Annotated in this window: 18 protein-coding genes; 3 read left to right on the forward strand and 15 right to left on the reverse strand. The window is 59.2% G+C overall.

From position 1 onward, the window contains the following. Nucleotides 1-166 precede the first annotated feature (166 nt). Complete coding sequence (locus ABL922_RS09475) at nucleotides 167-2230, forward strand: molybdopterin oxidoreductase family protein (protein WP_349023970.1); 2064 nt, start codon at nucleotides 167-169, stop codon at nucleotides 2228-2230. On the opposite strand, the gene ABL922_RS09480 is transcribed toward ABL922_RS09475, so the two are convergent. Together ABL922_RS09480 and ABL922_RS09485 are read right to left on the reverse strand one after the other, a co-directional pair. Next, nucleotides 2227-3801, reverse strand: a complete 1575-nt coding sequence (locus tag ABL922_RS09480; RefSeq protein WP_349023971.1) for a peptide chain release factor 3 — start codon at nucleotides 3799-3801, stop codon at nucleotides 2227-2229. The two genes, ABL922_RS09475 and ABL922_RS09480, sit on opposite strands and share 4 nt — an antisense overlap. Before the next feature lie 26 nt (nucleotides 3802-3827). Further along, nucleotides 3828-4433, reverse strand: coding sequence for a TetR/AcrR family transcriptional regulator (locus ABL922_RS09485; RefSeq protein ID WP_349023972.1), 606 nt, complete (start codon nucleotides 4431-4433; stop codon nucleotides 3828-3830). Between the two features lie 138 nt (nucleotides 4434-4571). On the opposite strand from ABL922_RS09485, the gene ABL922_RS09490 reads away from it, so the two are divergent. Continuing rightward, entirely contained in the window at nucleotides 4572-6797 is a 2226-nt protein-coding gene (locus tag ABL922_RS09490) for a TonB-dependent receptor (RefSeq protein ID WP_349023973.1), read from the forward strand. Nucleotides 6798-6867: 70 nt separating this feature from the next. On the opposite strand, the gene ABL922_RS09495 is transcribed toward ABL922_RS09490, so the two are convergent. From ABL922_RS09495 to ABL922_RS09550, 12 genes are all read right to left on the reverse strand, one after another. After that, entirely contained in the window at nucleotides 6868-7578 is a 711-nt protein-coding gene (locus ABL922_RS09495; RefSeq protein ID WP_349023974.1) for a hypothetical protein, read from the reverse strand. Between the two features lie 2 nt (nucleotides 7579-7580). After that, nucleotides 7581-9950 carry a phenylalanine--tRNA ligase subunit beta gene (gene pheT, locus ABL922_RS09500; RefSeq protein WP_349023975.1) on the reverse strand — a complete coding sequence of 790 codons (2370 nt, stop codon included), beginning with the start codon at nucleotides 9948-9950 and terminating at the stop codon, nucleotides 7581-7583. Next, nucleotides 9947-10975 (reverse strand): phenylalanine--tRNA ligase subunit alpha, encoded by a 1029-nt coding sequence (gene pheS / locus ABL922_RS09505; RefSeq protein WP_349024002.1) that lies wholly within the window; start codon nucleotides 10973-10975, stop codon nucleotides 9947-9949. The genes pheT and pheS overlap by 4 nt, the downstream gene beginning before the upstream one ends. Nucleotides 10976-11305: 330 nt before the next feature. Then, complete coding sequence (locus ABL922_RS09510) at nucleotides 11306-11623, reverse strand: GIY-YIG nuclease family protein (protein ID WP_349023976.1); 318 nt, start codon at nucleotides 11621-11623, stop codon at nucleotides 11306-11308. A gap of 201 nt (nucleotides 11624-11824) precedes the next feature. Continuing rightward, on the reverse strand, nucleotides 11825-12190 hold the full coding sequence (gene rplT, locus ABL922_RS09515; RefSeq protein ID WP_115549904.1) for a 50S ribosomal protein L20: 366 nt from the start codon (nucleotides 12188-12190) through the stop codon (nucleotides 11825-11827). Nucleotides 12191-12203: 13 nt separating this feature from the next. Continuing rightward, nucleotides 12204-12407: a 50S ribosomal protein L35 gene (gene rpmI / locus ABL922_RS09520; RefSeq protein ID WP_115550181.1), complete on the reverse strand. Its 204-nt coding sequence runs from the start codon at nucleotides 12405-12407 to the stop codon at nucleotides 12204-12206. 222 nt (nucleotides 12408-12629) lie between these two features. Beyond that, nucleotides 12630-13532, reverse strand: coding sequence for a helix-turn-helix domain-containing protein (locus ABL922_RS09525; protein WP_349023977.1), 903 nt, complete (start codon nucleotides 13530-13532; stop codon nucleotides 12630-12632). Between the two features lie 66 nt (nucleotides 13533-13598). Continuing rightward, nucleotides 13599-14471: a helix-turn-helix domain-containing protein gene (locus tag ABL922_RS09530; RefSeq protein ID WP_349023978.1), complete on the reverse strand. Its 873-nt coding sequence runs from the start codon at nucleotides 14469-14471 to the stop codon at nucleotides 13599-13601. Then, nucleotides 14459-15241 (reverse strand): inositol monophosphatase family protein, encoded by a 783-nt coding sequence (locus ABL922_RS09535; protein ID WP_349023979.1) that lies wholly within the window; start codon nucleotides 15239-15241, stop codon nucleotides 14459-14461. Before ABL922_RS09535 ends, ABL922_RS09530 begins: the two co-directional genes overlap by 13 nt. 43 nt (nucleotides 15242-15284) lie before the next feature. Then, nucleotides 15285-15758 carry a DUF2269 domain-containing protein gene (locus tag ABL922_RS09540; RefSeq protein ID WP_349023980.1) on the reverse strand — a complete coding sequence of 158 codons (474 nt, stop codon included), beginning with the start codon at nucleotides 15756-15758 and terminating at the stop codon, nucleotides 15285-15287. Further along, entirely contained in the window at nucleotides 15755-17059 is a 1305-nt protein-coding gene (locus ABL922_RS09545; RefSeq protein WP_349023981.1) for an SDR family oxidoreductase, read from the reverse strand. The genes ABL922_RS09540 and ABL922_RS09545 overlap by 4 nt, the downstream gene beginning before the upstream one ends. A 3-nt stretch (nucleotides 17060-17062) precedes the next feature. Continuing rightward, nucleotides 17063-17998 carry a ribose-phosphate pyrophosphokinase gene (locus ABL922_RS09550; RefSeq protein ID WP_349023982.1) on the reverse strand — a complete coding sequence of 312 codons (936 nt, stop codon included), beginning with the start codon at nucleotides 17996-17998 and terminating at the stop codon, nucleotides 17063-17065. A 374-nt stretch (nucleotides 17999-18372) separates the two neighbouring features. Between ABL922_RS09550 and ABL922_RS09555 the strand changes: the two genes are divergently transcribed. Further along, complete coding sequence (locus ABL922_RS09555) at nucleotides 18373-20028, forward strand: NAD+ synthase (RefSeq protein ID WP_349023983.1); 1656 nt, start codon at nucleotides 18373-18375, stop codon at nucleotides 20026-20028. On the opposite strand, the gene sppA is transcribed toward ABL922_RS09555, so the two are convergent. After that, entirely contained in the window at nucleotides 20025-21908 is a 1884-nt protein-coding gene (gene sppA, locus ABL922_RS09560; RefSeq protein WP_349023984.1) for a signal peptide peptidase SppA, read from the reverse strand. The genes ABL922_RS09555 and sppA overlap by 4 nt on opposite strands. Nucleotides 21909-21977: the final 69 nt, after the last annotated feature.

Genomic DNA, 21977 nt, shown 5'->3' on the forward strand with positions numbered 1-21977 from the left:
CAGACATCGGCGCTCCTTCTCAGGCCCTCCCCTAACCCCTCCCGCTTGCGGGAGGGGGACGGTAAATTCTGCATCGGAGATGCTGCAACCCAACCCTTCGGTCAAGCTGCCAAAACCTTGCATCCGAATGTAAACCCTCTAGCCTGCCGGGCGAGGAGAGTCGCCCATGCCCATTGTCCACCACCGCACCTGCAGCATTTGCGAGGCGAATTGCGGGATCATCGTCACCGCCGAAGGGCGCGATATACTCTCGATCAAGGGCGACCCCGACAACGCTCTGTCGCGCGGGCATATCTGCCCCAAGGCAACCGCACTTGCCGACCTGCAGGACGATCCGGACCGGCTGCGCAAACCGCTGAAACGCAGTGGCGACAGTTGGGAGGAAATCGGCTGGGAACAGGCCTTTGCCGAAATCGGCGAACGCACCCGTGCGATATTGGCGCGCGATGCCGACGGTGCGGCGATGTATATCGGCAACCCCAATGCGCACAGCTATGCCAATTCACTGGTGTCGGGCGAACTCAAAAAAGCGCTGAGCCTCAAAAATATCTATTCCGCGAGCACCGTCGACCAGATGCCACATATGGTCGCCAATCTGGCGCTGTTCGGCCATTCGGGGCTGTGGGGCGTGCCCGATATCGACCGTACCGAGACGATGATCATCTTGGGCGGCAACCCCATGGCGTCCAATGGGAGTGTCTGGACCGTCCCCGACTTCCGCAACCGTGCCAAGGCGCTGCAAAAGCGGGGCGGGCAGTTGGTGGTGATCGATCCCCGGCGGACCGAGACTGCGAAGATTGCCGACCGGCATCTATTCATCCGTCCCGCGACCGACGGTTTGCTGCTGGTGGCCTTATTGAAGGCTGTGCTCACACATCCGGAACGGCCTGCGCTGCCCGACTATATCGACAATCTGGATGCGGTGGCCGAGGCGATAAAGGGCTTCGACAGCGGGGCCTGTGCAGCACAATGCGGCGTTGCCCTGCCCGATATCGAATGGCTTGCGGACCGGATGGTGACGGGACCTGCCGCACTTTACGGACGCATCGGCGCCGCAACGCAAAGCTTCGGCACATTGAACGCCTGGCTGATTGGTCTGATCAACATCGCCTCGGGGCAATTGGACCGTGAGGGTGGTCTGCTGTTCCCGACACCTTTGGTCGATACCGTTGCGATGGCCGGTCCGGGATCGGTCGGCCGCCGCCATTCGCGCGTTTCGGGTCATCCGCTGGTGATGGGCGAATATCCCGCAGCTGCATTGGCGGAGGAAATTGAAACCCCCGGTGAAGGCCAGATCAAAGCGCTGTTTGTGGTCGCGGGCAATCCGGTGCTGTCGACGCCCAATGGCCGTCGGCTCGACGCCGCGCTGGAAGGCCTCGATCTAATGGTCTCGATCGACATGTATCGCAACGCCACCAGCCGCCGTGCGCATTATATTTTGCCGCCAGTCGGGCCGTTGGAGCGCGAGCATTATGGGCTGTTCCTGCTGCCGATAGCGATCCGCAATTTCGGCAAATTCTCCAAGCCGCTGTTTGAGGCCGAGGAAGGGACGCTGCAGGACTGGCAGATCATCCGCAAGCTGGCCGAAGCGATTTCGGGTGTGCCTATTGAACGGCCAACACCGCGCGAGTTGCTCGACAATCTGCTCAAGGCTGGGCCCTATGCTGTTTCACTGGAAGAGGTGGAAGCTCAGCCGAGCGGTAAAGACTTCGGACCGCCGCAGGCAGGGCGCTTCCCCGAACGGCTGCGAACGCCAACCAAACGGATCGATTGTGGGTCACCGCATTTGGTTGCCGATCTCGAGCGGCTGCGCGCTACTTTGTTGCAAGCCAATGATGACCGGTTACGGCTGATCGGGCGGCGGCATGTTCGGTCGAACAACAGCTGGCTGCACAACAGCCCGCGCCTTGTGAAGGGGCCGGAGCGTTGCACGCTGATGATCCACCCAGACGATGCCCGCGCGCGCAATCTGGGTGATGGATCGCTGGCCGAAGTCTCGTCCAAAAGCGGCGCGATCAAGCTTCCGGTCGAGGTCACCGATGACATGATGCCCGGCACGGTTTCGATCCCGCATGGATGGGGCCACAACCTGCCCGGCGTCTCGATGGCAGTCGCACAGGCGCATGCCGGCGCTAGCATCAACGACCTGACCGACGAAGATGCCCTCGACCCGTTGTCGGGCAATGCGGCCTTTTCGGGAGTCCCGGTCGAAGTCAGGCCTGCGGCCTAGCGTTCCTTCGTCGCGCTGAACACCAGATCGGGATGTTTTTCCTGCTGATAGCCGACATCCCATGACGAGCGCGCCATGAAGACCGGGTTACCATCGCGGTCCTTCGCCATATTGCCGCCGTTGAACTGGGCAAAAGTTTTCAGATCGGAATCGCTACCGTTAATCCAGCGCGCAGTGTCATAGGGTGCGGGTTCGAGGAACGCATCGACCTTATACTCGGCCTCCAGCCTTGAAATCAGCACGTCGAGCTGGAGCTGACCGACCACGCCGACCACCCAGTTCGAGCCGATCTCGGGATAGAAAACCTGGATCACGCCTTCCTCGGACAAATCGTCAAGCGCCTTGCGCAACTGCTTGGTCTTGGTCGGGTCGCGCAGCACGACGCGGCGCAAGATTTCGGGGGCAAAATTGGGGAGGCCGGTGAAGCGCACACTGTTCTTTTCGGAGAGCGTATCGCCGACGCGCAACGTGCCATGGTTGGGGATGCCGATGATATCACCGGGCTCGGCGGTATCGGCAATCTCGCGGTCTTGTGCGAAGAACAGGATCGGCGAATGGATCGCGACCGGCTTGCCAAGCCCCGAAGGCGTGAGTTTCATGCCGCGTTTGAAGGTGCCCGAGCAGAGCCGCATGAAGGCGATCCGGTCCCGGTGCTGCGGGTCCATATTGGCCTGCACTTTGAAGATGAAGCCGGTGACTTCGTTGTTGTCGGGCATGATCGTGCCGACTGCACTCGGCTGCGGACGCGGCGGGGGGGCAAATTCAGCAATAGCCGCGATCATTTCCTCTATCCCGAACTCTTTCAACGCCGAGCCGAAATAGACCGGGGTCAGGTCACCGTGGCGATAGGCTTCCAGATCAAAAGAGGCGTAACCGGCCTGCGCCAGCTCAGCCTCTTCGCGGAATTTCGCGAGGCCATTGGCCGACAATTTTTCCGCAAGCGACGGATCGTCGATGCCGCTGTGCTGGCTCGATTTGCCTTCATAGGCCTTGCTGTCGCCGCTGGGTTGGGTGAGGCGTCCGGTGGCGAAATCGAATATCCCTTCAAACTCGCCACCCATGCCGACCGGCCAGCTCATCGGGCAGACGTCCAATGCCAGCTTGTCGGCTACTTCGTCGAGTATTTCGAAACAGGGGCGACCTTCGCGGTCGACCTTGTTAACGAAGGTGATGATCGGCACGCTGCGCAGGCGGCAGACCTCGAACAGTTTCAGCGTCTGCGGCTCGATACCCTTGGCGGCGTCGATCACCATGATCGCGGAATCGACGGCAGTAAGCGTGCGGTAGGTGTCTTCGGAGAAGTCTTCGTGCCCCGGCGTGTCGAGCAGGTTGAAGACGATGCCGTTCTTCTCAAAAGTCATCACCGAGCTGGTCACCGAAATCCCGCGTTGCTGCTCGATCTTCATCCAGTCGGAGCGGGCACGCCGCGCAGCACCGCGTGCTTTCACTTCACCGGCAAGGTGAATCGCGCCACCCTGCAACAGCAGTTTTTCGGTCAAAGTGGTTTTACCAGCGTCAGGATGCGAGATAATCGCAAAAGTGCGGCGCTTGGCCCAGGGTGCAGTCGTCATGCGCGCGGCCCTAGCGGGGATGGGCCTTAGCGTCCAGCCTGACGTCCGAGGCCAAAGCGCAGCATCGCATTCACCACATCGGCAATCTCGCCAACGTCACGTTCTTCGCCCAATACGCCATAGCGCAGCCCGAGGAAGACGTTCATCCCCATGATCGCCCAAGCTTGGGCTTCATCGACCGGCCCGCCGATCTCGCCGCGCGCTTCGGCAGCCTTCAGACGATCAAAAATGCGGTCGACAGTCGTGCCATAGTGCGTCTGCCAGGCATCGGAGGCGACGAATTCGGCTTCGTCGATGATCCGGTAGATTTCCTTGTGCTGCCGCGCAAAGGACAAGAAGGCGGCCAGCGCCCGGCCTTCCGCATCGATCTGGTCCCCTTCGCCCGCAAGCACAGGCGCAACATAGTCGCGCACCTGCCCCGACATATCGCTCACTAGCGCGCGGAACAGCGATTCCTTTGAATCGAAATAGGTGTAGAAACTTCCGAGCGCGACCCCGGCGCGGCTGGTGATGCTGACCACCGAGCTGTCATGGAAGCCTTTTTCCCCGAATTCTGCGCGCGCAGCGTCGAGCAAGGCACGCAACGTGCGTCGGCCGCGTTCGGTGCGCGGTGCCTTATCTTCCCCCGTCATTGTTGCATCCATGCCACGCACGGCGACCATTTGCAAAATTCCTCTTCCAGAAGTTGAAAGATGGTTCAACTTTCAGTATGGAGCAAGCAGAAAATTGCGGGAAAGCCGCAAATTCGAGTGGACGGAAGAGAGGATATCATGAAATTCCAGTCATTTACGCGCGCAGTCCTGATGTCGGGAATCGCCCTTGGCAGTGTCACGACGATGGCAACCCCGGTTTGGGCGCAAGACGAAGCCATGGCCGATGAAGGCGAAGGCGGCGATGAAATCATCGTTACTGCCCGTCGTCGCGAGGAAAGCCTGCTCGACGTTCCCATTTCGATGACCGCAATTTCGGGCGATACGCTTGCCGCACAGGGTGCTGTCGACATCACCGCGCTGCAAGACAAGGCGCCGAACATGACGATGCAAATTGCGCGTGGTTCGAACTCCACCCTGATCGGCTTCATCCGCGGCGTGGGGCAACAGGACCCACTTTGGGGTTTTGAGCCTGGCGTTGGCCTGTATGTCGACGACGTCTATGTCGCTCGCCCGCAGGGTGCTGTGCTCGACATTTTCGACGTCTCGCGCGTTGAAGTGCTGCGCGGCCCGCAAGGCACACTCTATGGCCGCAACACCATCGGTGGTGCCGTCAAATATGTCACCAACAAGCTGGGCAATGAATTCGGCGGTAAGGTGCGCGCCTCTTATGGCGCCTACAACCAGATCGACTTGATCGGCCAGATCACCATACCGATCGGCGATACCTTCTCGGTCGGCGGTGCGATTGCATGGTACCAGCGCGACGGTTTCGGTAAAAATCTGACCACCGGCGCTGACCAATATGACAAGGATGTGCTGGCAGGCCGCATTTCAGCCGAGTTCGCGCCTTCGGATTCGGTGTTTATCCGCGTTGCTGCGGACAAGATCATCGACAAGTCGAACCCGCGCCACGGCACCCGTCTGGTTGGAAATGGCGGTTTGGCAGCATTCCAGCCCACGGCCAGTGTCTATGACACGCGCGCTGGCATTGGCGAAGACAACAAGGTTGAGACGCAGGGCGTTTCGCTGACCGCCGAAATCGGCCTGTCGGATGCACTGACCTTCAAATCCATCTCGGCTTATCGCGATGGCCACACCGACACACTGATCGATTTCGATAACACGGCTGGCCCCGTTCTCGATATTCCCGCCTTTTATGACGACCGCCAGTTCACACAGGAATTGCAATTGCTGTTTGAAGGCGACCGCATCCAGGGTGTTGCCGGCCTCTATTATCTCGATGCCCGCGCCAGCGGTGCGTTTGATACGGTGCTCGGCCTGTCAAATTTGACAATTCTGACTTCGGGCACGGTCAAAACCAAAAGCTATGCGGCCTTTGCCGATTTCAGTTTTGATGTGACCGAGCAACTTAAGCTTTCGGCTGGCCTGCGCTATACCAAGGACGATAAGACCGGCACAGTTTTCCGTCGCAACTATGCGGGCATCCGCAGCCCGATATTTGGCAACGCTGCAGCTGTCGCAGGATTCATCCGGACAGACTATACGAACGACCGCAGCTTTGAGAAATTCACGCCACGGGTTTCACTGAGCTATCAGCCGAATGACAATGCGAATTTCTACGCGTCTTATGGCAAGGGCTTCAAGTCCGGTGGTTTCGATATGCGCGGCGATGCGGCTTTTACACCGACAACCGTCAACGGCTATGAACCCGAAACCATCGACAGCTATGAAGTCGGCTTCAAGGGCGCCTTCCTTGACCGCACGCTGTTCACCAACTTCGCGCTCTTCAAATCAAAGTACAAGAACCAGCAGGTCACAATCCAGGTGCCCAACTTGCTGCTTGGCGGAATCGCCAGCTTTGTCGACAATGCGGGTCGCGGGGACATTTCGGGAGCGGAATTCGAACTGCGCGTTGTGCCATCCGCAAATTTCTCGATGAATGCCGCAATCGGTTACACCAATGCCGATTATAAGGAATTCCTGACTTTGATCGCGGGCGGCACCACACCGGTCGACGTATCAAATGCCCGCGAATTCCAGAACACGCCCAAGTTTACCGCCAGCGCTTCGGCTACGGCATCGGGTGATCTTCTGGGCGGACGGATTTCGTTCACCCCTGCGGTATCGCTACGCAGTGATGCCTATATGTTCGAAATCCCGACCCCTGCGCTAGATCCCGACGGCTATTTCCTGGTCGATGCTTCGGCAGCCTGGACGTCGCCCGATGACGCATTCAAACTGTCAGTCAACCTGCGCAACCTGACCAACGAACGCTATCGCGTCGGTGGGTACAACTTCCCCGGTGCTGGATTCGGCAATTCGATCATCGGCTATTACGGCCCGCCGCGCACCGCGACGTTCAACATCGAATATCGCTTCTGATTTCCTCCCAACCTCTCCCGGGAGTGAATGCGAAAGGCCGGGGTTTGCGCCCCGGCCTTTTTTGTTAGGATCAGCAAATGAAGGGGATGAACAGCGACACGCCCTTGGGCCGAGTTTCGCATTTGATCCGGGATTTGAATTCTAATGGTGAGGTTACTTCGCCTACAACTGGTAGGGCGCTAAATGCAGAAGGAACAGGCAATTTGAGCGGCTTCCACCGAATTTGCGATTCACCTTTTGAAAAATCCTGATGTTGGTCGACCTCGCCGATCTGCAGCGGCCCGACATATTCGTAGATATAGTCACCGGCGTCAGTGAAACCGCCGTTCTTGACTTCAAACTCGGGCGAAGGTGCTGAATAATGTCCGGTGGGCAGAGGCCCGCCAATTGAAGCCACACACTGCATTCCAGCTTTTGGAACGCCTTCGCAACGCATGGTATAGGCAACCAACCGATAACGTCCCGCGGGAAATTTATATATATTGGCTTTGACATCAATCATGTTCGACCCTGCGATCGGCACGCCGGCGCCACGCTCGATGCGGTAATATTTGTCGCTGTCTCTGCCATCATTGCGCAGTTGAACAAAATAGAGGAAAAACGTCTCGGTATACTGGCTTTGCGTTCTAACCGAGAGACGCACCGCGCCTTCGTCTGCCTTCAATTTTGATGGAGCTGTTATCTTTTTCGGCTCCAATACGATATCCGCCGCAGAAAGCGGCGCATGGCACAGCATTAGCCCGGCAGCAATCACCGCTGAAATTTGTTTGATCGACACCAAGACTATCCCCTTAATGTTGCGCCAAGCTTTGTCGCGGCCGCGACAACACGTTCGCTGATTGCTTTGAGCTCCTCGTCGCCATAGCTTTTCTCGCCGGGCTGCAACGTCACCTCGATGGCGAGGCTGATCTGGCCTTCGGGGACACCCTGCCCGGCAAAGCGATCGAACAGGCGGACGGCGACAATATTGTCCTTGTCGCAACCCTTGATCGCACGGACGAGATCGCCTGCGGGGAGTTGCTCGGGAACAAGGAAGGCGAAGTCGCGCGTGACTGCCTGCAAAGCCGGCGGCGTGAAGGCGGGGCGCATGAAGCCCGCACCCTTCTTCGCCGGGATTGCGTCGAGGAAGATTTCCGCGGCGATCACGGTCCCGTCCAGATCGAACGCCTTGGCGGTCGCCGGATGGAGCGTCCCAAACGCCGCGAGGATATTTTTAGGACCCATGCGCAAGGTCGCCGATTGGCCGGGGTGATAATGCTCGCCTGCTTCGCCAAGCACCATCAGGCCGTCGGTCGCAACGCCAGCCGCCGCCAGCAGCGCGATAACCTCGGCCTTGGCATCATAGGCATCAAACTTGGCGGCCTTGCCAGTCGCCCAGCCGCGCGGGGTCTTTTCACCCGCCAGCACGATGCCCACCGTCAGACGCTCGCTGTCCGCCAGATAACGCCGCCCGACTTCGAACAGCCGCACCGACGAAGCGCCGCGATCCATATTGCGCTGCGCCGCCGAGAGCAGGCCCGGAAGCAGCGAGGGACGCATGACCTTCATGTCTTCGCTAATCGGGTTTTCGAGGCTCCAGCTGCCACCGCCAAAGGCGTCGGCTTCTTTCTGCGGCAGGAACGACCAGTTGATCGCCTCGTTCAACCCGCGCGCAGCCGCAGCGCGGCGTACCTTGCGCTCTAGGCTTTGTTGCGGGGTAGCAGTTGGCTTCGCCACACCATCGGCGCGCGGCAGTGGGGTGGAAACCACATTATCGAGGCCGACGATGCGCACGACTTCTTCGACAAGGTCAGCCCAGCCATCAATGTCGCGACGCCATGTCGGGACGGTTACGGTCCAGTCAGTGGCTACTTCAAAGCCCAATGATTCCAAAATCGCCTTCTGCTGATCGGCAGGCACGTCGATACCGCCCAGAGCAACACAGCGCGCCGTATCATAGACGACCGTCTTGCGCTCGACCGGAGGTTGGCCTGCATGGATTACATCGCTCGCGTCACCACCGCATGTTTTGAGGATCAGGTCGGTCAACAGCGCAAGGCCATCGTCGAGGAAGGCCGGATCGACCCCGCGTTCAAAGCGGCTGCGCGCATCCGAAGTCAGCGCCAGCGCCTGACCCGTCCTGGCGATTCGTTCGGGCGTGAAATAGGCGATTTCGAGCAGGACATCGGTGGTGTCCTCCGAACAGCCCGAATGCTCGCCGCCCATGATCCCCGCAATGTCGTGCACGCCGCTGTCATCGGCAATTACGGTCATGTCGGAAGAGAGGGTATATTCCTTGCCATTCAGCGCCGTGACCGTTTCGCCCTTTACCGCACGGCGGGCCACAACCGCACCGTTCAGTTTGGCCAGATCATAAGCGTGCGCCGGGCGTCCGCAGGCGAGCATCAGATAGTTGGTGCAATCGACCAGCGCCGAAATCGGGCGTTGTCCGGCAGCCTTCAGCCGCGCCTGCATCCAGTCGGGCGAAGTGCCGTTTTTCACGCCGCGAATAACGCGCCCGTAAAAGGCTGGGCAGCCTTCGGGATCGTCGGTGCGGATTTCGACCGGGCATGGGTAGCTGCTAGTTATAGCGGGCACCTCGACCGGTTTGAACGTGCCAAGCCCCGCCGCCGCCAAATCGCGCGCGATACCCAACACGCCCATGCAATCTTGCCGGTTGGGGGTGATGGCGACATCGATCACCGGATCGTTGACGTCCGCATATTCGGCGAAGGCCATGCCAACGGGCGCATCGGCGGGAAGTTCGATGATACCGTCATGGTCGTCACCCAGTTCGAGTTCGGCGACCGAGCACATCATGCCGTTCGATTCGACGCCGCGAATGGCGGTTTTCTTTAGCACCATGCCATTGGCAGGTACCGTCGCACCTTCAACGCCGAACACGCCGACCAACCCCGCACGGGCATTGGGCGCGCCGCAGACGACTTGCAACGGATTGCCGTCACCGGAATCGACGGTGAGCACCTGCAGCTTGTCTGCCTGCGGATGCGGGGCTGCGGTGAGCACCTTCGCCACAAGGAAGCCTGCGAGTTTGTCCGCCGGGTTTTCAATGCCTTCAACCTCAAGCCCGATGCGGTTGAGGCAATCGGCGACCTGATCGATCGTGGCTTCGGTTTCGAGATAATATTTCAGCCAGGATAGCGAGAATTTCATGCGCCTACTCCTCCGCTGAGTGTGGGCACATCGAGCGCGTTGAAGCCATAATGCTGGAGCCAGCGATTGTCGCCGTCGAAGAAGGCGCGCAGATCGTCCATGCCATATTTGAGCATCGCAAGCCGGTCGACACCGGTGCCGAAGGCAAAGCCCTGCCACACATCGGGGTCGAGCCCGCAGGCCTCGATCACCTTGCGGTGAACCATGCCGCTGCCCAGCACTTCCATCCAGCCTTCACTGCCGCCAATCACGCGTTTGCCCTTGACCACCGAATAGCCGACATCGACCTCGACCGAGGGTTCGGTGAAGGGGAAGTAACTGGGGCGCAGGCGCAGCACGACATCGTCGCGCTCGAAAAAGGCCTTGAGGAAGGTTTCGAGCGTCCATTTGAGATGCCCCAGATGGATGCCCTTGTCGATTACCAGACCTTCGATCTGGTGGAACATCGGCGTGTGCGTCGCGTCGCTGTCCGAACGATAGACGCGGCCCGGAGCGATGATGCGGATTGGCGGCTCCTGCGACGTCATCGTGCGGATCTGTACCGGTGAGGTGTGTGTGCGCAGCAGCATCTTCTTGCCATCCAGCGCCATCTGGTCAGGGAAGTAAAAGGTATCGTGCATCGCGCGCGCCGGGTGCGTCTCGGGAATGTTGAGCGCGCTGAAATTGTGCCAGTCGTCTTCAATCTCCGGCCCTTCAGCGACGGCGAAGCCCATGTCGGCGAAGATTTCGGCGAGTTCGTCCATCACTTGCGAAACCGGATGCACGGTGCCGCGGGGCGCTTCAGGCGCGGGCAGCGTCATGTCGAGCCGTTCGGTCGCCAGACGCGCAGCAAGATCAACCTCTTCAACTTCCGCTTTTCCTTGAGCGATGACGCTTTCAAAGTCTTTTCGCAATGCATTGAATTGCGGGCCGAGCTGAGCCCGTTCGTCGTCTGTCCTTCCACCAAGTGTCTTCAGCAAGCCGGTAACAACACCACTTTTTCCCAAGCTACCAATTCTGAACTGCTCCAATGCCTCGGCGAACATGTTATTGTTGTTGCGAATTTGATTTATGGTTTCGACAGCCGGAGATTCTGCCAGCTGATCAATCATTTTTCGACGCTGCGCTTCCTTCTCAAAGAAGTCATCAAAGGCTTTTTTGATTTTTGGATCCTGATCAAGCGCAGTTCGTATCGAGTCTGCCAGCACGCTTCTTGCGCTCTGCTTTTCAAGCGACGCCATCAGCTCTTTCAGTCTTTCAATTTCACTCATCTTCGTCATTCCCGCGAAGGCGGGAATCCAGCTCCCGCCGCCTAGATTTACAACACCGGAGTTGGACCCTCGCCTTCGCAGGGGTGACGAACTAGGGGGTTGTGTTCACTTTCGTTGCAATGGAGGAAAGCCCAAATCGACCGCCAAATCCTTCCAGTCAGGATTGTCCTTTTCGATCAGATTTATCTTCCACTGCCTGTTCCAATTCTTGATCCGCTTCTCTCGAACAATAGCCGTTTCCATCGTGCCATGTAGTTCGAACCAGACCAGAATCTTTGTGTCGTTGTCCTTCGAAAACCCTTCAAAATATCCGTCTCGGTGCTGGCCGATACGCTGCATCAGGTTGGATGTCACGCCTGTGTAGTTGATGCCATAGCGGCGGTTGGCCATAATGTAGACCACTGGTTGGAAGTCTTGCTTCATGCATTCCCTCTGTTTCGTCACCCCCGCGAAGGCGGGGGCCAACTCCTGCCTCTGAAATTTATACCTCAGGAGTTGGATTCCCGCCTTCGCGGGAATGACGAATAAAATAAGATATATCAGTTACTCCCAATCCGCATAAGCAAATGGGCGCGAACGGCAAGTGCCGCCCACGCCCATTTGCGCATTATTCGAAGTGGTAGCTTATGCTGCTTTCGGCAGCGCTGCCTTCGCCTGCGCAACTATGGCGCTAAACACAGCCGACTCGTTCATCGCAAGATCGGCAAGCGTCTTGCGGTCGAGTTCGACACCAGCAAGCTTCAGGCCGTGCATGAAGACGCCATAGGTCAGACCTTCGGCGCGGACAGCGGCGTTGATGCGCTGGATCCAGAGAGCGCGGAAATTGCGCTTGTTTACCTTGCGGTCGCGATACGCATATTGGCCGGCCTTTTCGACGGCCTGACGTGCGATGCGGATGGTATTTTTACGACGGCCATAAAAGCCTTTTGCCTGCTCCAAGATGTTCTTGTGCTTGGCGCGGGTGGTTACACCCCTTTTGACGCGTGCCATGGTTCAGCGCTCCTTATTTCAAGCCGTACGGCGCCCATTGGCGAATGTGACCCGCATCCGAATCGCTAAGCACGTCGGTGCCGCGGTTCTGACGGATATATTTGCCGCTGTGGCTGATCAGGCGGTGGCGCTTGCCGGCTACGCCGTGCTTTACCTTGCCTGTGGCAGTGAGCTTGAAGCGCTTTTTGACGCCGCTCTTGGTCTTCAACTTGGGCATTTTGGTCTCCTTTGTTTGCATGGAGACGGTACCGGCCCACTCCCCCACCCGGCCACCCATGACCATACCCTGTTTGGGTGGCCGGGTGGGGCGTGGGCTGGTGCCGCACCTCTCCAAGAGAGTCCGTATCGAGCAAACATGGCAGCCCTTTTAGCCAGCCTGCTCATTCGGAAGGCGCGCGCCTAGCGGGATTCGGCTGATAATGCAAGTGTGAAGGGCAATTCAGTGCCCGTTGCCTGCCCCCGGTTTTTGCAGCGCCTGCAGCGGATCGCCCATCGCCGCCATCCGCGCCTTTGAAGCAGCACCGATAATCGGGTGCGGATGGGCGCGATATTCGCGCGGACTCATCTTGAAAAACTGCCGGAAATCCCGGTTGAAATGCGCCTGATCATGATAGTTGGCATCAAGCGCGTCGGACCAGTTGCTCTCCGGATCGCGCATGATCACCGCCAATGTCCGTACAAAACGCTGGCGCCGTAGCAGCAATTTGGGTGAGAAGCCGAAAATACGAAGCGAAAGCCGCTGCAACTGGGCGATGGAAAGCTGCAACCGCGCGGCCAATTGCGCGACTGTGGTGACTTCAGGGTCCATCAGCGCCGCATGCGCCGTTCGCACCCGCTGTTCCGTGGCAGCATCGATCAGCGGGCGGTTATCCAAAGCGTCGAGCAATATGGCATCGAACCGGGCAGCCATTTCGTCAAGGTCGTGCGCCGATGACGCCGCTTGCATCATGTCGGCAAAAACCACAGGTGTTTTGACCAAAGACGCATCATCAAGCCGGTCCGCCCAGGCGTCGGCAGACTCATTGATAAACATGCTCCATCCGACGGGGAGAAATCCAATACTGGCAATCCGCGCACGCCGGGCGGCAAAAGGCCCGGCAAGGCTGGTCGGCCCGACAAAATGGGCTGGCGGAATGTCGCGTAGCGCTTGCCCGACAAACCCGCCCAGCGTGTCACCGCTATAGCGAAACCGCACACTGGCCCACTCAGGGTTCATCCAATCGCAGACAGGCTCGCCATCCAGAGTGTCGATCGAGGTGAAATAATAGACCGAGAGATAAGGCTGCAGACGCGGATGCGGCGCGATGAATCGCGTTTGGCTGGATCCATCCGCCCCGGTCAATTTGCGATCCCCTGCATGTAAGCTGTCATTGCTGCAGGATTTTCCTTCGTCAAGCAGCGAGTGGTTTCAAGGACCGTGTAAAACTTGCAACGGCTGGCCGAGCGCCTCGGCCCTCGCCCGGAGCGCCGCCTTGCTTATGGGGCGCGGCATATCGAGAAAGGCCTTGGGGCTCATACCCATGAAGTCGCGAAAATCGCGGCTGAAATGCGCCTGATCATGATAGCTGGCGTCGAGCACCTTCACCCATTTGAGGTCAGGATCGAGCATGCGTGCACCGAGCGAACGCAGAAAGCGCTGGCGGCGCAGCAAGCGCTTCGGCGGGAAGCCGAATACGCGGCGGCAAAGGCGCTCAACATATTGGCTGTTGAGCCCCACCCGCGCCGCCAATTGCCCTACATCAGTGATCTCCGGATCGGCCAATGCAGCATGGACGCGCTCGATCTCTTCTTCCCGATCATATTCCGGGCCAAGTGCTGCGAGCAAATGCTTATCGAAAATGTCGGCAATTTCGCGATTGTCCTGTAGCCCCTGTATGTCCGCCCATATTGCGCCAAAAAGGCTAAAGGCAGTTTCGGTTTCGACATCGAATACTGCGTTTGCAAAGTGGCTCGCATTTGTGCCGACAAACCGGCTCCAGCCCGCAGGCAGCATGCCGATACCTGCCAGCCGCGCAAAGGAGCAACGGACGTGGCAGGCTCGGCTGGTCGGGCCTGTCATCGATGCCCTTGGCACCGACACCACGGGATCGGGAACTAAGCTTGCGGGGATCATCCCTTCGAGCATGAAACGCGCGCTCGCCCATTCTGGATAGAGCAGATCGTCCTGCTCAACCCTGCCCGGGGTCGAAATCTCTACAAAATAATAGCTGCTGAAATAGCGCCTGAGTTCAGGCGCCGGCAGGATAAACTTATAATCGCCGATGGAACTTAGTGATTGCACGCCAGTGCCTCGATCACATCTTCCATCCGCGCGGGATCGCCGAGCGCGATGACATGGCCTTCGGATCCTGCGTGCAGCATCTCTCCATTCCAGTCGCACATCAGCCCGCCCGCGCCTTCGACAACGGGTACAAGTGCTGCAAAATCATGCAGCTTGAGGCCGGATTCGACGACGATATCGATATGCCCGGACGCGAGCAGCGCGTAATTGTAGCAATCCCCTCCAAAGAGCATCCGTTTGTGCGCGGTCTGTGCCGCGAGCGCCATGAAATGGTCGCCGTCATGCTGGCTGAAATATTGCGGACCACTGGTGGCGAGCGACGCTTGCGCCAGTTCGCGACAAGCGCGGGTCGAGACAAGCTTGCCGTTCAAGGTTGTACCCTGCCCGGTGACACCGATCCAGCGTTCGCGATTGATGCACTGGTCGATAACGCCCATCACCGGCCAGCCATCTTCGAGCAGTGCGATCAGCGTGCCGAATATCGGGCGCCCCGCCATGAAACTGATCGTGCCATCAATTGGATCAATCACCCAAGTGCGACCCGAGGTGCCGTTTTTCTCGCCATATTCTTCGCCGACGATCGCGTCGGCAGGGCATTCTACATCGAGGATCGCGCGGATAGCGGCCTCTGCCGCGCGGTCGGCTTCGGTGACGGGCGTGGAGTCTGCCTTGGCTTCATGATCAAAACTGGCGCGAAAAAACGGGCGTATGACGCCCCCTGCAACGTCAGCGAGCCGCCCCGCCAATTCGATTTCCTTTGCCCCAATCATGGAAATGCCCTGCCTTGCTTTTCGCAAAAGCGCAACATGCGCTTTACATATCAGGGCGTTGCAGCATCAGCCAGATGATAGCGAGCACCGCAAAGAACGCTGGAAATCCAAATGCGTACCACAGGCGGAAGAGTTTATAATATTGCTCCGGCAATGCAGTGTCACCGGCAGCGGCTGCGCGCGCCAGATCGCGCATCTGTTTTTGCATCCAGACCACCGGCAGCCAGAACAGGCCGACAAAGACATAGAGTCCCAGCGACCAGACGATCCAGGGTGTCGTCAACGGCCAGCCTGTGAGCAACGCGAGCCAGATGCCGGTCAGCGGCTGAACAATAACTGCGGTCGCTGTAAACAGAAAGTCGGCGATCACCACAGTCGAGGCGACATGGGCGATCAGTTTCGGGTCGGCAGTCCGGTGAGCCATGACCATGAAAAAGGCGATGCCTGCGCCGGTGCCGAGCAGCACTGTCGCACCAATCACATGCAGCCAACGCGCAAGGATGAGCAGATCAATCACCGCTCGTCGGCTATCGCAAGGCAGGCAAGCGACAGGATCAGGGCGGGAGCCGTCTTGAGCATCGGCGCCAGCGGATCAAGCCACAGATCGGGACGCAGCAGCGCTGAGCCCGCCCAATAGCCAAGCGTCAGAAGGACCGACCCGAGAAGCGCCGCTTTCAGCCATGGACGAAACAGCAAACCCAAACCGACCGCTATATCGGCTATTGAGCCCGCAAAAACGAGCAGTCTGGCGCTCGATTCGCCAACTTGCCCCGCAATCAATGCCGCTGCCTGATCGGCCTTGACTAAACCGAGCACTCCACTGCCCAGCCACAAGAGCAGCAATGAAGCCAGCGCGAGCGGATAGAGTGTGGCAATGCGCGCGTGCCAGCGATCTGCTTTCCCGGCCGCAGGCAATTCGGCCAATGTTTGGTCAAGGTTTTTCGGCGGACGACCAAGAAGCTTTTCGGCTTCGTCGGCATTGCCCGAAACGCCGTTCATCAACGCGGCAATCGAATTGCTACGCAAAGGCGAGCGCCAACCTAGCCAGCCCAGCCCATCGGCAATGGCGGTCAACGGACGCACAATCCAAACTGGAACCCGCAGCCGAAACCGACATGGCGCAAAACCCAACCACTGGCGGTGTTTTTCGAAGATTTCGGCGAGGTCATGCGATGGCCGTTCGACCAGATCATATTGCCCTTGCGCCGCTTCCGGCCGCGCAACCGACCGGTTCACCGCATCAAGCACATCGGCCAAAGCGACGCATTGAATTTTCCCCGTGCCGAAAGGTGCTACAACGACCCAGGGCAACGCCGCCGCCATGCGGACCATTTCGGTACCCCCAAAGGCGTTGCGACCGATGACAAGTCCGGGACGCAATAGGGTGTGACTCAGCCCAGATGCGGCAAGCAAGGCATCGGCCTTCGCCTTGCTCTCCATGAAATCGCTGCTTTGACCCTGATCGGCATTGGACGCGGAAATCTGGATGAAATGGCCGGTTTCGGCAATTTTGCATGCCTCAATCAGCGCAGCGATTGCTTCAAACTGTACCTGGTTCACATTGTCGCGCAGGCCGCTTTGCAGCGCCCCGCTCGCGTTGATGACAATGTCGTGGCCTTTGACCTTTCCTTGCCAGTCGTTCGCCGTCAGCAACGCCCGCAAGTCGCCTTGCACCCAATTCAAACGGGCAAGAATCCGCCGCCCATAGTCGATATCCCGAGCCAACCCGGTCACCGCATGTCCTTCACGGACCAGCATTCGCGCAATCTCACTGCCGATGAAGCCCGTAGCGCCAATCAGCAGGATCGATTTTGGCATCGATCAGTCGAACAAGCTTGAAACGCTGCTTTCGTCGGCGATGCGCTTGATCGCTTCGCCCAGCAAGGACGCTATCGGTAGCTGGCGGATCTTGGCGCTATCACGTGCGGCGTCCGATGCGATGATCGAATCGGTGATTACCAGCTTGCGCAAGCTCGACGCATTGACGCGGTTGACCGCTTCGCCCGACAGCACGCCGTGGGTGATATAAGCGACGACGTCGGAAGCACCGGATGCTTTCAGGGCATCAGCGGCATTGCACAGCGTGCCTGCGCTATCGGCGATGTCGTCAATCAGGATGCAGAAACGATCCTTCACATCGCCGATGATGTTCATCACTTCGGAAACGCCCGCTTTCTCGCGGCGTTTGTCGACGATTGCGAGCGGAGCGTCGTTGATGCGCTTGGACAGCCCCCGCGCGCGGACAACGCCGCCGACGTCGGGGGAGACAACGGTGATCGGCTTATCGCCGTGCCGTTCCAAAATGTCGGCGCTCATCACCGGGCCGGCAAACAGATTGTCGGTCGGGATATCAAAGAAACCCTGGATCTGACCGGCGTGCAGGTCGACGGTGAGCACGCGGTCGGCCCCGGCCTCGGTGATCAGATTGGCGACCAACTTGGCTGAAATAGGCGTGCGTGGGCCCGGTTTGCGATCCTGCCGGGCATAGCCGAAATAGGGGAGCACCGCGGTAATGCGCTTGGCCGAAGCACGGCGCAGCGCGTCGATCATGATCAGCAATTCCATCAGATTGTCGTTCGCCGGATGGCTGGTCGACTGGATGACAAACATATCCTCACCACGGACATTTTCGTGAATCTCGACGAAAATCTCATTGTCGGCAAAACGGCGGACGCTGGCGTCGGTCAGCGGAAGCCCCAGATATTCGGCGATACCCTTTGCGAGCGGAAGGTTGCTGTTCCCGGTAATCAGTTTCATTGCGCGCCACCCCTTTGCCGCGTTGCAGAATCGTGACGCCGCCCTAGCGAAGGCCATCCAAGCTGACAATCGCCTTGCCCGCCTCGATTGTGGACAATAGGAAATAGGGCCGCAAACCCGAAGTCAACGCTTTCGAGGTTTGAAGCGATTTTGTTCAGTGCTAGGCGGCGAGCGACGGGGATATGTCGATATCTCCAAGCTCGCCAACGCAGCAATGGACAAAATCGGTCAAATCCGTAGGACGTCAAAATGGCTTCGATCCGAACACAAAACGCCCTTGGCAATAGAACCACTATTCCCGGCGTGCATTTTGCGTCCGGCTCTTTGCCATTTTGGCGCCTCGAAGGCGTTGACTTCGGGTTTGCGGCCCTACCATGACCGATACCCTCTCCATCGCCATGGCCCAGCTCAACCAGCGTGTGGGTGACCTTAAAGGCAATGCCGATGCTATGCTGGCGTGGCGCGTAAAGGCCGGTGCCGTCGATCTGGTGCTGTTTCCGGAACAGCAGCTGATCGGTTATCCAGCCGAAGACCTTGTGCTGAAGCCTGCTTTCCAGAAGGCCGCAGCACGCGAACTGGAACGGCTTGCGGCGGCGACTGCTGATGGTGGCCCTGCGATGCTGGTGGGATCGATCCTGAAAGAGGGCAATGCGCTCTACAATATCGTTGCGCTGCTCGACGGCGGCAAAATCGTCACGATTCGAAAAAAGCACGAGCTGCCCAATTATGGCACCTTCGACGAAAAACGTATTTTCGCGCAGGGGCTGCTGCCCGAACCCGTCGCGTTTCGCGGGGTCAAGCTTGGCCTACCCATCTGCGAGGATGGCTGGTTGCCCAGTGTGTGCACCCATCTGGCGGCGCAAGGCGCCGAGCTGCTGATTTCGGTCAATGGCAGCCCCTATGAAATCGACAAGGACGACCGGCGGCTGGAGGAAGTGTTTGCCACCCGTGTCGCCGAAACCGGCCTTCCGCTCATCTTCCTCAACCGCGTCGGCGGGCAGGATGAGCTGGTGTTCGACGGCTGCTCCTTTGTGCTCAACGCCGATGGAAAGGCCGCGCATCACCTGCCCGACTGGGAGGAACATCTGCGCATCACGCATTGGTGCAAGGGTGCCAATAGCTGGGCGTGCGAAAGTGGCGAACTGGCGGTGTGGGAAGATCACCCAGCCGACATCTATTCCGCGATGGTGCTGGCGTTGCGCGACTATGTCGACCGCAACCGTTTCCCCGGCGTGGTGCTGGGGCTTTCTGGCGGGATCGACAGCGCAATCTGCGCCGCGATTGCCGCCGATGCCTTGGGGCCAGACCGGGTGTGGTGCGTCATGCTACCCAGCCGCTTCACCGGCCAGTTGAGCCTCGATCTGGCGGCGGAATGTGCCGCGATGATCGGCTGCCGCCTCGATACCATCCCGATCAATCCGGCGGTCATGGCGTTCGACGAGATGCTCGCAGGCAGTTTTGCCGACAAGGACGTCGATATCACCGAGGAAAATGTCCAGTCGCGCATCCGCGGGGTGACATTGATGGCGCTCAGCAACAAATTCGGCCATATGCTGCTGACTACAGGCAACAAGAGCGAGATGAGCGTCGGCTATGCCACCATCTATGGCGATATGGCGGGCGGCTATAACCCGCTGAAAGACGCCTATAAGATGACGGTGTTTGCGATCTCGCGCTGGCGCAACGCCAATCGCTGCCGCATCGGGCTTGGCCCCGACGGCCCTGTCATCCCCGAAGCGATCATCACGCGCCCCCCCTCGGCTGAACTGCGTCCTGACCAGAAAGACAGCGACAGCTTGCCCGACTATCCGGTACTGGACGATATCTTGCTCGGGTTGGTCGAGCAGGAACTGTCGGTCGATGAAGTCACCGCACGCGGCCACCCGCGCGAGGTGGTCGAGCGGATCGAGCGGCTGCTTTATATCGCCGAATATAAAAGACGGCAGGCCCCGCCCGGGGTCAAGCTGGGTAGCCGCAATTTCGGCCGCGACCGTCGCTATCCGATTACCAATGCTTTTCGGAGTGGCTAGTGCAACCGCGAAAGCAACATATCGAACCAGTTTCCGGAGTTCGTCTCGCCACCTACTGTCGGTAGCCCCGCCACCGCGCCACATTCCAGACAACGCACCTGTGCGCCTTGCACACCCGACAGCAAGCGCAAGTCCGCTGCAATCCGGTCAAATACCAACTGCTGCTCCCATGCCGCACGCCCGAACAAGTCCTTCGGAGCTTGCGCCTGCGCCGGTTCGGGCATCAGCCCGCCTAGCAGCGCGCTGGCAAAATCGGGCATGGGTTCGATGTAGAGCGGGTGCCAGTTGCCTTTCTCAAGCTTGGCCAGCCGCGCTGCTTCGGCCAAAGCGTCGTCAAGACCGCCCAACCGGTCGACCAGCCCCAATTGGCGCGCAGTACCGCCCGCCCAGACGCGGCCTTGGCCAATGGCATCGACCTGCTCGACGGTCTTTTTACGCGAAACCGCCACGCGCGTCAGGAAATCGCGATAGCCCTTTTCGATCGTCGCCTGCGCCAACCGGTCGAATTCAGGGCTGATGCCGCCCAGCACATCGGGCTCCCCCGAAAGCGGGGTGGTGCGCACGCCATCGGTAGTCACGCCCCATTTGGCGAGCGCTTCCTTACCCGAAGGCAGTACGCCGAAAATTCCGATCGAACCGGTGATAGTCGAAGGCTCCGCAAAGATGGTGTCGGCAGGCATTGATATCCAATAACCGCCACTGGCGGCCAGATTGGCCATCGAGACGACAACCGGAATTTTGCGCTTCTTGGCCTCTGCCAAGGCTAGCCGGATCTTCTCCGACGCTGTCACCGACCCGCCTGGTGAATCAACGCGCACCACCAGCGCCTTCAGATCGTCATTTTTGAGCGCGTCGTAGATGAGTTCGGATACGCTATCACCTGCAGCTACGCCCGGCCCACCCTTACCGTCAATGATTTCGCCCGCGACGGTGATGACTCCAATCGGGGAGCCATCGCGCGAGGGGCTGTGTGCGTCAAGCAAAGCCGCTGGGCGGGTTTCGGCAAAGCCACCGATTTTTTCCTCGCGCCCTTCGCCCACTTTAGCGGCGACATATTTGCCGAAAGCGATGCGATCACCCAGCTTGTCGACCAACCCGTTCGCCAGCGACAATTGCGCCAGATCGCCTTTCGCCGCCTCAACCGCTGCCGGCGCATCGGCGAGCAGCGCGTCGAGCTTCGCCTTCGGTCTCGCTTTGGCAACATCGCTTCGCCATTGCTCCCAAACTTCATCGTAGAGCGCCTTCATCGCAACTTCGGCCTCTGGTGACTGGTCGGCGCGCATATAGGGCTCGACTGCGCTTTTGAAGGTGCCGACGCGGTAGATATGCGCCTTGACACCCAATTGGTCGAACAGGCCCTTATAGTAAGTCCGCGAGCCACCCGGCCCGGTCGGCAGCACGCCACCCAGTGGGTCGACCCAGATCTCGCTGGCATGCGCGGCCAACTGATAGCCATCGTCGCTATAAGCAGTCGCAAAGGCATAGACCGGCTTGCCTGCCTTGCGCACCGCATCAATCCTCTCGCCCAAGGCGGCAAGACTCGTCTGTCCGCCGCCCATGAAACGATCGAGATCGAGCACCACCGCCTTGATACGATGATCCTTCACCGCCAGTTCGAGCGCGCGGGATATGTCGCGCTGACGATATTCGCGCATTGGCGCGCGCTGCGATAACAAGGCGCCGACTGGATCGATGGCTGCTGGTTGTTCGGAAACAAATCCATCCAGTTCGATCAGCAACGCACCGTCGCGCACGGCACCGGGATTAGGCCCGGCGCTGAGCAGCGCATAAAGCATCCCGAAAAAGACCAGCAGGAACAGCAGCGCCAGCCCGTCCTTGATGCCAACCAGAAACCGCCAGACGCCCTTCATAAATGCCATGCTCAATCCTCAACTTTCCTGCATCAATGTAGGGTGCCATCGTCAGCTTACCAGCCGCTTTCGACGAAC

Origin of the sequence: Sphingorhabdus sp. (genome assembly GCF_040079335.1) — a bacterium.
Lineage (GTDB): Bacteria > Pseudomonadota > Alphaproteobacteria > Sphingomonadales > Sphingomonadaceae > Sphingorhabdus_B.